At 46.0% G+C, this 11,382-nt stretch carries 10 protein-coding genes; 9 read left to right on the top strand and 1 reads right to left on the bottom strand.

What is annotated here, in order from left to right; all coding sequences use genetic code 11:
* The 9 genes from NL930_RS01980 to NL930_RS02020 all read left to right on the top strand — a co-directional run bounded on the left by NL930_RS01980 (position 1) and on the right by NL930_RS02020 (position 9,855).
* The gene (locus NL930_RS01980) at positions 1-1,125 is read left to right on the top strand and encodes a PepSY domain-containing protein (RefSeq protein ID WP_254377103.1); all 1,125 of its coding nucleotides are present in this window, start codon (positions 1-3) and stop codon (positions 1,123-1,125) included.
* Positions 1,122-1,430 (top strand): hypothetical protein, encoded by a 309-nt coding sequence (locus NL930_RS01985; protein ID WP_039673603.1) that lies wholly within the window; start codon positions 1,122-1,124, stop codon positions 1,428-1,430. Before NL930_RS01980 ends, NL930_RS01985 begins: the two co-directional genes overlap by 4 nt.
* Before the next feature lie 41 nt (positions 1,431-1,471).
* Positions 1,472-3,526 (top strand): TonB-dependent siderophore receptor, encoded by a 2,055-nt coding sequence (locus tag NL930_RS01990; RefSeq protein ID WP_254377102.1) that lies wholly within the window; start codon positions 1,472-1,474, stop codon positions 3,524-3,526.
* Positions 3,527-3,534: 8 nt separating this feature from the next.
* Positions 3,535-3,951, top strand: a complete 417-nt coding sequence (locus NL930_RS01995) for a hypothetical protein (RefSeq protein ID WP_254377101.1) — start codon at positions 3,535-3,537, stop codon at positions 3,949-3,951.
* Positions 3,952-4,027: 76 nt separating this feature from the next.
* The gene (locus NL930_RS02000; RefSeq protein ID WP_254377100.1) at positions 4,028-6,157 is read left to right on the top strand and encodes a TonB-dependent siderophore receptor; all 2,130 of its coding nucleotides are present in this window, start codon (positions 4,028-4,030) and stop codon (positions 6,155-6,157) included.
* Complete coding sequence (locus NL930_RS02005) at positions 6,154-7,122, top strand: ABC transporter substrate-binding protein (RefSeq protein ID WP_254377099.1); 969 nt, start codon at positions 6,154-6,156, stop codon at positions 7,120-7,122. Before NL930_RS02000 ends, NL930_RS02005 begins: the two co-directional genes overlap by 4 nt.
* Positions 7,119-7,901, top strand: a complete 783-nt coding sequence (locus tag NL930_RS02010) for an ABC transporter permease (RefSeq protein WP_254377098.1) — start codon at positions 7,119-7,121, stop codon at positions 7,899-7,901. Before NL930_RS02005 ends, NL930_RS02010 begins: the two co-directional genes overlap by 4 nt.
* Positions 7,889-8,626 carry an ABC transporter ATP-binding protein gene (locus tag NL930_RS02015; RefSeq protein ID WP_254377097.1) on the top strand — a complete coding sequence of 246 codons (738 nt, stop codon included), beginning with the start codon at positions 7,889-7,891 and terminating at the stop codon, positions 8,624-8,626. The genes NL930_RS02010 and NL930_RS02015 overlap by 13 nt, the downstream gene beginning before the upstream one ends.
* Positions 8,623-9,855, top strand: coding sequence for an NnrS family protein (locus NL930_RS02020; protein ID WP_254377096.1), 1,233 nt, complete (start codon positions 8,623-8,625; stop codon positions 9,853-9,855). Before NL930_RS02015 ends, NL930_RS02020 begins: the two co-directional genes overlap by 4 nt.
* A 5-nt stretch (positions 9,856-9,860) precedes the next feature.
* On the opposite strand, the gene NL930_RS02025 is transcribed toward NL930_RS02020, so the two are convergent.
* Positions 9,861-11,366, bottom strand: a complete 1,506-nt coding sequence (locus NL930_RS02025; protein ID WP_254377095.1) for an alpha/beta hydrolase-fold protein — start codon at positions 11,364-11,366, stop codon at positions 9,861-9,863.
* Positions 11,367-11,382: the final 16 nt, after the last annotated feature.

Consider the following 11,382-nt stretch of genomic DNA (forward strand, 5'->3'; position numbering starts at 1 on the left):
ATGCGAAAATTTTGGTTTTGGATTCACTGGTTTTTAGGGATATTTCTCTTCCTGTTTTTAAGCATTACGGCGCTCAGCGGTGCCGTTTTGTCCTTTCAAGAGGAGATTCTTTCGTGGCTAAACCCACAAAGCTTACATGTAAACGATGCGCGTGTAAAAAACTATCTGCCGAGTCAGATTTTAGAAGTTGCTCAAGCGGCGTATCCTAAAGCGAAAATCTCTCATATTCGCTATGACGAAGCACGCACTTTGCCTTGGGTGTGGATCATTCAGCCCGGTCAAAAAGGGCATGAAGGAATGTACTACGCGATCGATCCTCTAAAAGGCGACGTCACGTTGATGAAAGGGATGCGTTTTTTTGCCGCTATGAACCGTTTGCATCGCAGTTTGATGCTTGATCAGCTCGGTAAAAACGTCGTTGCACTCACGACGATCGCGTTTTTGCTTTTGGTCGTCTCGGGCATTTATCTTTATTGGGGGAGTCTAAAACGGCATTTTTTTGCCGCTTTGAAAATCGATTTTACGAAGAAAGGGAGAGCTTTTATCTACCGGCTTCATTGCGCTTTGGGAATGTGGATCGTCCCGTGGTATCTTTTGATATGCCTTAGCGGACTTTATTGGTCGTACGGGTGGTATGCGCAAGCATTGCATACGCTCAGCGGTACGGAAGCTCCGATGAAACGCGGAGGCACCAAGCCGCCAAACGGCGATACGAAAAAAATTGCCGAGCCTTTACATGTCAATCGTTTGGACGACGCATGGCAACTATTTTGCACGCAGGTTCCTTCGTTTAAAAGTGCGGATGTGATGCTTACTTTAGCGGGTAAAAATGCGGTGATACGCTATGTAAACGAAGAAGCACGGCATCCCGACGCTTTCAATACGCTTCTCATCGATACGCAACGAATGCGCATCGTTTCGACGCAAGCATACGACGATTTGCCGATAGAGGCAAAGTGGATGAAAAGTATGTCTTCCGTGCACAGCGGAGCATTTTTCGGTGTGTTCGGTCGTATCGGCGTGTTTATCGCCTCTTTAAGTACGGTACTTTTCGTCGTTACGGGGTGGATGCTTTATCTTGGAAAAAAACGTCAAAAACGAAAAAACAAGGAGTTCTTACCATGAAAAAAAGAGTGATCGCGAGTGCGATTTTAGTGGGCTTAACGGCTACTTCGTTTGCGCATACGGCATTGATGAATTGTATGGAAAATGCCGACGGAACGATCGGTTGCGAAGCGGGTTACAGCGATGGATCGAGTGCTACGGGCATTGCGCTTAAAGTAGTGCAAGACGGAAAAGTCATTTTGGAGCGTAAGTTTGATCAAAACAGTGAAGCGAGCTTTCAAAAACCGCAAGGGGAGTACACGGTTATTTTCGACGGCGGGGACGGTCATGCACTGAGCATTCCAAGCCGTTCGATCTTGAAGTAGTGCTTTTATAACGTTACATGTCAACACAAAGGAGTTGTAAGATGAAGAGACGTTTATGCCTTTTATCGAGCTTTGTTGCAAGCTCATGCCTCTATGCGAACGAGATACAACTTCTCGATGAGATCGTGACCGTTGGAACGAAAAGTGAAAAGAGCGTGGAAGATCAGACCACGCATGTCGAGGTTATTACGTCTGAAACCATCGAAAATTCAGGGGCGAGCAATCTCTCCGAGGTTTTAAACGCCGCACCATGGCTTTACGTCGCACCTTCGGGTAAGACGATCAGTATTCGCGGTATGGGACACTCCGACACGCTTTTATTAATTGACGGCAAACGGGTGAATGGCGAATTTTCCAAGACTTATGAGTTGGAACGCATTGCTTCAGGGATGATCGAGCGCATCGAAATTCTCAAAGGAAGCTCCGCTTTGCTTTACGGAAGTGACGCGATGGGCGGTGTCATTAACATCATCACGAAAAAACCCTCCACGGAAACAGTAAGCGGTAATATCTCAATGGTCGGCGGCAGCGATAAAGCGGGTGCCGATCTGTTTGTTTCAGGCAAAGAGGAAAAACTCTCCTACAGCCTGTACGCCAACTATCTTAACCGCGACGCGTATACAAAATCGAAAACGACCGATGTGAAAGTGATGCAAAGCAGTACCGAAAAATCGCCCTCGGCATTGAGCGGTGCTTCTACGAGCTCTTTTGGCAAACTGCGAAGTGCGCTCAAAGATAGCTATGGCATCAGCAACGACTACACCGACAATTTGGAAACGAAAAACGTCGGAGCCTCTTTAGCGTATGCATTCAGCGACTTTTTTACCGCATATGTGGAAGGAAGTTTTCTCGATGAGCAAAAAGATGGGCTTTACGTCAGCGACACTTACGCGACCCATTATAAAAACGGTAGCAACACCATCATGGCAAAGTACATTCCTGCCCATCAATACGACGACAATCAGCGTTTTAATCTTGCGACGGGATTTGATTATGCGCCAAGCGACTCTTTACATGTAACGTACAATCTTGCCTACTCGAAGTACGAAAAAGATCGAAAAGTCTATACGCCGTTGTGGAGTGAGCTAGGATACAGCTCGCTGGAAGCGTCGCTTTCGAGTTTAAATATCTCCACGTTGGAGTATCTCACCAACGATGCGCAACTCACATGGACGATCAATGAGCAAAACCGCATTGTTACGGGGGCGGAGCATCGCATCCATAACGTCACGTCAACTGCCTACGACGTGGACGATCGCACCTATACGGGCGCTTTTATTCAGCATGAGACGACGCCGTTTGAAAAGTTACATGTAGTTTACGGCGTGCGTTACGATAGTACCTCCACCGACGAAGAGGAGACTTCGCTTAGCATCGGAGCAACCTACGATCTTTTGGAGAACGTGAAACTTAGAGCCAGTTACGCGCAAGGCTTTCGAAGCCCCGATGATCGAGAACTTTACGTCGATCAGACCAATCCCAACGGTAAAAAGATGTTAGGCGCAACCGTGATTGACACGAGTGTGGGAAAAACAAGCACGTACGATCTCAAATCGGAAACGAGCGATACGACGGAAGTCGGCTTTGTGGCACACGGCGAGGGTTGGATCTTGGATGTGGCGGCATTTGATACGAAGATTGACGATCGCATCTCTCAGGTCTCTTACACCAATTACAACACCTTCGAAAACATCAGCGATAGCGAAATCAAAGGCGTTGAGACGACGTTTGACGTGGGACTGAGTGAGACGGTGTGGATGCAACTGGGTTACACCTATCAAGACGCAAAAAACAAAACCGACGCTACAAAACTCTCCGACGTGCCCGAGAGAATCGCTAGCATTTCGTTGAGTTACAAGCCGATCAAAAACCTTGAATTTCGCACCACGACCAAATACGTCGGCGAGCAAAGAGGAACGGACGATGAACAGGTGGGCGGTTTTAGCGTGACCAATGTTAAGGTGATCGCCAAAGAGGTTTTTTACCATACCGACCTCTTTGCGGGCATCGACAATATCTTCCAAAAAGAGACGCCCGAATATTTGGGATTGTTGCCTGAAGCGGCGTATTATGTCGGGTTTAACTACAAATTTTAGGAGATCGAATGAAAAAATATCTCTTAGCGATCCTTTTTTTATGGGTCGGACTTAACGCACAAGAGAAAAACGACAACCTCATTATTAACGATTTAATAGTTTTAACGATGCCGGGGCAAATGATCAAAAGCGGTCAAATAGAGGTCAGTAGCGAACAGATGGTGCGTATTATGGAAGAGGTTCAACCGTTGATGCATGTCAATTACCAAGCTAAAACGAACGAAGCGTTCGGGCTTGAGAAACACGTGCAAAAACTCCTACGCCAAGGCAAATCCAAAGAGGACGTAAAAGCCTACTTAGACCAAATTGCCGTGATCAAACGCGAAGCCATTGACATTAAAATCGACGCGTACAAAGCGTTTCAAGCCATTTTAACGCCCGAACAGTGGCAAAAATACGTGGAACTTTCTCAAGCAAAACGCTAACCCCTTGATTTAAATCAATGATAATCGTAATCATATAGTACTATAATCCTCCTAATTTAATTAGGAGGATTTTTGTATGAAATATCAAGGATTATGGCTCTCTTTAGCCGCAGCAACGGTTCTAATCGCAAGCGATACGACGGTCTTAGAAACGATCACGACGGTTTCTACGGCAACCAAAACGGAAAAAAACATCGATGGCGTCAGTGCGAGCGTTATCGTCATTGATGAAGAGACGATTGCCAAATCGGGTGCGGAATCGTTGAAAGATATTCTCAGCCAAACTTCAGGACTGAGCGCTCAATACGGCACCTTTCCGAGTGCAAGTAGCATTTCCAAAAGCTCTTTGACTTTACGCGGTATGGGTTCTAAAGGCACGCTTTTACTCTTAGATGGGAGACGTTTGAGCGGTGAAGTTGCCAATCCTTATGATTTGGATCGGATCCCAGCGTCTCAAATCGAGCGTATCGAAATCGTCAAAGGTCCGATGAGTACGCTTTACGGTGCCGATGCAACGGGTGGCGTCGTGAATATTATCACCAAAAAACCAAAAGATGAGCCGCATGTCGATCTAGGTGTTCGTTACGGCACTAACGCTCACGGAGACGACGAAAATAAAAACGCCAATATCGCCGTGCGCGGTAAAGAGGGAAAACTCGGTTACAGTGTGTATGCCAATGAAACGCATACCACGCCTTATACGCAAAATGAAAATGCCGACGTCTACGTCAAACAAGGTACGACGATGGTGAAACCTTCCGCACATGCCAATGCTTCGGTGCATGCCATCCCCAACAGTTATGATAACGTTGCCGTTACTTATCGCGATGAAAGCGACATCTCCACCCAAGGTGGGCGTTTAACCTACGACATCACCGATGCAATCGTTGTGGGTATTGAATTGAATCATTTTACCGAAGAGCGGTACGGTACGTATATCGGGTATTTTCATCCGACGGCGTATACGATGAGTGGTAATGCGTTGCCAGCATATAACGTTCCTGTAAATTCCAAAGATAAAAATGAGCGTTGGGATATGGGAAGCGATCTTAAAATCAAAGCTTCCGATGAATTGACGCTGATGCTTCGAGCGTATCAAAGTTCGTATGAAAAACGAAGCACAATTACCGCGAAATACTGGGCAGATTTAGGCTATGCTTCCGAAGCTGCGTCGTCGCAAAACGGCATGGACGCCAATGTCGATACGACAACGTATGAAGCAAGCGCACATTACCTTTTAACGCCGGAGCATCTTTTAACCTTTGGGGTTGAGCGTCGCTTTGAAGAGCGTGAAGCGAGTGTCTTTACGCTAGCGAACACCATGAACACGAAAAAGGTGGATTATGCGGCGGCATACTTGCAAGACGAGTGGCAAGTGACCGATGATTTGAGTCTAACGTTTGGCGGTAGGTTCGATGAAATCAGTAATGCCGACGACAAAGCTACCTTTAAAATCGGAGCCCTCAATCGCTTCAACGACGCTTTACATGTAAGAGCCAATTTTGCGCAAGGGTATCGAACACCGGACATTCGAGAACTCTATATTTATAAAAATACTGCATCGGGCTTACAGCGAGGTGCTTCCGTGATTGATGCGAGTGTCGGTAAAACAACGGCATACGATTTAAAACCCGAGTTTACGAACAGCTACGAGGTCGGTGCAAGCGGAAAAATCGGTATCGGAAAGTATGATGTCGCCTTTTTTTACAATGACATCGAAGATATGATTTCTGAAGTCAATACGGGCAGTTACTACACGTTTATCAATATTCCCAAAGCAAAAACGTACGGAATGGAATCCTCATGGATGCAAGCTTTAGGGCACAATGTGGATTTAGGATTGTCATGGACGGAACTTCGCTCTGAAAATGAAGAGAGCAACAAAGATTTGGAATTTACGCCAGAGCGTACTTTAGGAGCAAAATTGACGTATAAGCTCACCCCTTCCTTATCGAGCTACGCAAGCGTGAATTACATCGGTGAGCAATATTATCGTAAAACGCTTCATCGCGGAACGCCGAGCCAAAGCCTTGTTGACGCTACCGCAGAGGATTACGTGAGCGTTAATTGGGGGATACATTATGCTATCGATAAAACCACGACGGTGTACGGCGGTATTAACAACATTACCGATGAGGGAATCGACGATGTGCTAGGAAGCAGTAGTGGGCGTTACTTCTTTATGGGTGTCAAGGTAAGCTTATGAAAAAGTTTATCCTCTTATGGCTGGGCTTTTTAAGCCTAGCTTTTGGAGCGGAAAAACTTGATAAAATCGTTATTGCAGGACCTTTTTCAAGTATTTCCCATCCCTTATTTCGACTCATTGAAGCGGGTGCGTTAAACGATGTTGCGACTAAAGTCGAGTTTAGGCTCTGGCAAAATCCCGATGAGCTACGTGCTTTGTTGCTCAAAAAAGAGGTGCAGTTTGTGGCGCTTCCCACCAATGTCGCGGCAAATCTTTACAACAAAAAAGAGCCGATTCGTCTTTTAAACGTGCCGATTTGGGGCATTTTGGAGATTGTCTCCCGTGATGCTAATCTCAAGCATATCGAGGATTTTAAAGGCAAAGAGATTATCGTGCCGTTTCGTGCCGATATGCCAGACATCGTGCTGCAAGCTTTGATCAAGCAAGCAGGGCTAGATCCTAAAAAAGATTTTACGCTTCGCTATGTTCCAACTCCTCCTGATGCGATGCAAATGCTCATTTTACGTCGTGCCGATAACGTGCTTTTGGCAGAACCGGCAACATCCATGGCGATGCGAAAAACGGGCTCGTTTCCCGTGAGTATCATCGCACCTGAGCTTCATCGAAGTCTCAACCTTCAAGAAGAGTGGGGCAGGCTTTTTAAAACGGAGCCGAAAATTCCGCAAGCAGCACTCAGTATCGTGGGTGAGGTCGACGCAAACGTGATCAAACGCTTTAACGAGGAGTATGAAAAAGCGCTTTTATGGTACCAAGCTCATCCGAAAGAAGCAGGCGTCATGGTTGAAAAAGAGCTGAAAACCTTTAAAGCCGAAGCGATTAGCGACTCCATCGCGCATACGAAGTTTGATCTCAAAAGTGCGGAACAAAGCCGTGAGGCGTTGGAGCATTTTTTTGAGATATTGATGCAAATCGAGCCAAAGCTGATCGGCTCCAAAATACCGGATGAGGGATTTTACTACCGATGAAATTCTTACTCAAAGTCATCAAAGACTTCCCATGGTTTTTATGGAGCGGTTGGGGTTCTATTGCCTCTATATTTCTTTTTTTAGCCCTTTGGGAGTTGGGCTTTCAAACGTATGGAGAGCTGATTTTACCTTCGCCAAAAATGGTGTTTGAGAGCATGGGAATGCTTTTGAGCGACCCTTCGTTTCATATGGATTTGTATTTGACTGTGAAGCGAGGGTTGATTGGATTTAGCGTCTCACTTCTTTTAGGAACTCTCTTAGGACTAATCGCAGGTTATTTTGTGACCGCATCGGTTATGAGTCGACCGATTGTGACTATTTTAGTCGGCATTCCGCCCATTGCGTGGATTGTCCTTGCTATGATTTGGTTTGGATTGAGCGATATGACCGTGGTGTTTACCGTGGTGATCGCCTCTTTTCCTATCGTCTTTGTGGGAGCATTGCAAGGCAGTCGCACCATCGAGGGCGATTTGAAGGAGATGATGGATAGTTTTCATATCGGGTTTCTGCAAAAGGTGCGCGATTTGTACTTTCCACATCTATTTTCCTACCTTTTCCCTTCGTGGGTAAGCGCTTTGGGCATGTGTTGGAAAATCGTGATTATGGCAGAACTGCTTAGCAGCAATGACGGAATAGGCGCGAACCTTGCGATTGCGCGCAGTCATTTGGATACGCCTCAAGCCTTAGCATTGGTTAGCGTTATTATCGGGGTGCTCTTTTTTGTGGAGTACATCGTGTTTGAGCCGATAAAGCAGGAGGTCGAATCATGGCGCAACTAAGAATTGGCGAACTTAATTTTTACTACGGCTTTACGCAGATTTTGAAAGGGATTGACTTTAGCCTTGAAGAGGGCAAAATCATCAGCATCGTGGGTCCAAGCGGTGGAGGCAAAACCACACTTCTTAAACTTTGTGCTGGGCTTTTAGATGTCGTTGAAGGCGAGATAGACAATAGCTTCTCAAGCAGCGCGTTTGCGTTTCAAGATCCAAGACTGCTTCCGTGGAAAACAAGTTTAGAAAACATTATGATGCCTTTACATGTAAAGATGAAAGAGCGTGAACTCAAAGAAAAGGCGACTGCTTTAGCACTGAAATTTGGGCTAGAAAAGAGTGATTTGCTCAAGTATCCCAAAGATTTAAGTGGGGGCATGAGACAGAGGGTGAGTTTTGCACGAGCACTCATAGGTGAGCCTAAGCTTCTTTTTTTGGATGAGCCTTTTTCAGCTTTGGATATTGGGCTGAAAAAAGAGTTGCAAAGCTTTGTGCTAGAGGCGTGTGAGAAGCGAAAGATGAGTGTGCTTTTCATCACGCATGATCTTATGGAAGCGATAAAGCTGAGCGACACGATTTTACTTTTAAAGAGTGACCCTGGAGAGATCGTGGCGCGCTATGCGATAGAAACGCCTCAAGAAGAACGCGATGATGCGTTTGTGTTTGAGCAAACCAAAGGCTTTTTGGAAGATGCTCTGATTCGTGAAATTTTTGAGATAAAGGTAAACGCATGAATGAGCCGACCAATGCAACCAAGCATTACAAATATTATCCTGATGAAAAAAATGTACCGCCTTTTTTAGCGTACGGTTTTCGACCGATTTTACTGATTTTACCGTGGTATATGGTCGCGTGTATGCTTTTGTGGGGGCTTGTCTTTCAAGGAGTGCTTCATTTTCCGTGGATGCGCGATCCGCTTTCATGGCATATTTACGAATTGGTTTTCGGCGTGGGGTATGCGGGGATTATGGCGTTTATCTTCACGGGACTTCCCGAGCTTTTTCCGGGGCTTGTGCCGATTGTGGGAAAAAGGTTGATTTGGGTTATGGCACTTTGGAGTATCGGACGTGTGAGTTTTTGGTTTATGGATCTACTGAGCATTTGGGTGGTGGGAGCGTTCAACCTTGCCCTCTCTTTAGCGATCATCGCGTGGGCGTTTAAGCCTGTGGTGCTGGATCCTTTGCAACGTCACGCAAGCATTGCGTATACGATTGTCGTCATTACGTTTTTACAAGGGGCGTTTTTTCTTTCGCAAGGCGGTTACATCGCGTGGGAAAGTATGGCGATTTTAAAAGCGGGCGTGGGTGCTTTTATGGTTCTGATCGTTGTGGCATTGCGTCGGGTCAATATGGAAGCGATCAATGAGATATTGACCGCCGAAAAGATTGATGATGTGTTTGTGGCTAAACCGCATCGGTATAATTTGGCGGTTTTTTGCATGACGCTTTTTAGTATCATGGAGTTTTTTTCTCCGACTAATAGCATGCTTCCTTGGCTTGCTTTTGCCGCAGGTGCGGCATGCTTTGGCATCATTAACGATTTTAATTTACCCTATTCGCGCATTTTATTCAAACCTTTTACACTCTATTTAGCATCCATCGTTGTGTTGATGGCATTGGGGTATTTTGGGCTTGGGTGGAGCCAATTCATGGGATTGGGTATCGAAAATCATATGCGTCATTTACTGACTTCCGGTGCTTTTGGAATCAGCTTTTTTGTGGTCATGGTTATTATCACTTATGTCCATACAGGAAGAGTATTGCGTTCGTATCCGTGGATCGGGGTTGGTGTGGTATTACTGATTCTTGCGACGCTTCTACGGGTTAGCGTAGCATTGTATCCTGAGTATTACGGAGCATTGATGGGGAGCTCTATTGTCCTTTGGGTAAGCCCTTTTATCGTCTATTTTTTCAAAGTACGCCTGTTTTTATTGCGCCCGAGAGCGGACGGTATTAAAGGGTAATTCCTTTAATACCGCGGCATATCTTTTAAAATGCGTATCAGTCCATCGGCCAACGTCACGCCCCAGCTATAGTAGTCGTGTCCGCCTTCAAACGCTTCGTAAAAGACGTTGTACCCTTTGGCGTTGAGGACGGTGCGCAGATGTCGGTTGGATTCTAAGATATCGATACTGCTCTGTCCTGTCTCAAAAATCCCTGCGTACATGTAAAAAGAAATAGGCAGTTTTGGAGCGTTGGCAAAGGCTTGGGTGAGCCACTCAAATTCAGCGTCGCTCTCGCTTTTCCACCAAAATGAACCCGAAAGACTCAACACTTTCCCAAAAAGCTCAGGGTACCGAAATGCCGTGTATGCAGAGGCAAGCCCGCCGTAACTCGAACCGCTTACGATGCTCCACTCCGCTTTTAGATGTGGCGTAACCGTCTGTTTAACCCATGGCAAAAGCTCTTTTGCCATAAAGTTTGAAAACAGAGGATTGCAGGGAAGCTCGATGGCTCTGCTTTGATAGCTTGGATTGCTGATAAAAACAGCAATCAGCGGAGGGATTTTGTGCGCGGCAATCAGGTTATCAAGCATAGCAGGTGTTTGTACCTTGCTTTGATACTCTTTGCCATCAAACATAAACAAAACAGGGTACGTTTTTTCTTTAGAAAAGCCTTTCGGCAGGTAAACGTCGATGGTTCGTTCATTGTTTAAAAGAGCACTTTTGAGCGTATAGCTGTGAAGCGTTCCTTGATCGTTCGTTTTGTTCTTTGCCCAGTCTGTATAGCGTTGATGCGGTAGTTCGACCGTGGACATGGTATGAAAGGTATCGTCATTGTAGATGTTAGGCATCGGTGTTTGATTGAACGGATCGGCTTGGAGAGTGGAGAGAATCGCCATACGTTTTTCCCGAGGCGTTCCCTCAATCATCGGCACGTCGGGGGCAAGTTGATACGAAAGCCGTGTCCCTTTGGGAACGATGAAACTTTTGTACCAGATGTCGTTTTCACCCATTTTGTTCATGTACGCAATATCCCCAATCGGTGCGCCCATGATTTGGACATTATGCTGCGCACCTCGGTAGAGAAAGGTGAGAAGATACTCCCCGTTTTCTCTCTCTTCGATCAACGGCGTTCCTACCTGTTGGATCTTCTCCCAAAACGCTTGCGTGTTCGTTATCCCTTTCATGTTTAAAAGCGTAGGGCTGAGGATCTCTTCGTGCGGAATCGCTTGATGTGAGGCGTTTGGGGAGAGTATTTCAAGCTTACATGTAAAGCGTGTTTCGTTCGCTAACGCTTCAATCACCAACGTGTAGGTTCTTGTATGCGTTGCGGTAAACATAAACCGCTCTTCAAGCACAAAGGGTTCGCTCAGCCTTCGTATCGGCACCTCGTTTTCATCGACTAAGGTGATGCTTTTAATCGGTGCTGAGGTGTGGTATTCGCCTCTGATAAAATCATCGGCTTTGAGTTGGAGTGGAATACGCACGCTTTGGAAGGAAAAGAGATTCTGTTCAATCGTTATAGGCTCCATTGCCGCTAAGGATACC

The organism is Sulfurospirillum sp. hDNRA2, from assembly GCF_024206095.2.
Taxonomy (GTDB): Bacteria; Campylobacterota; Campylobacteria; order Campylobacterales; family Sulfurospirillaceae; genus Sulfurospirillum.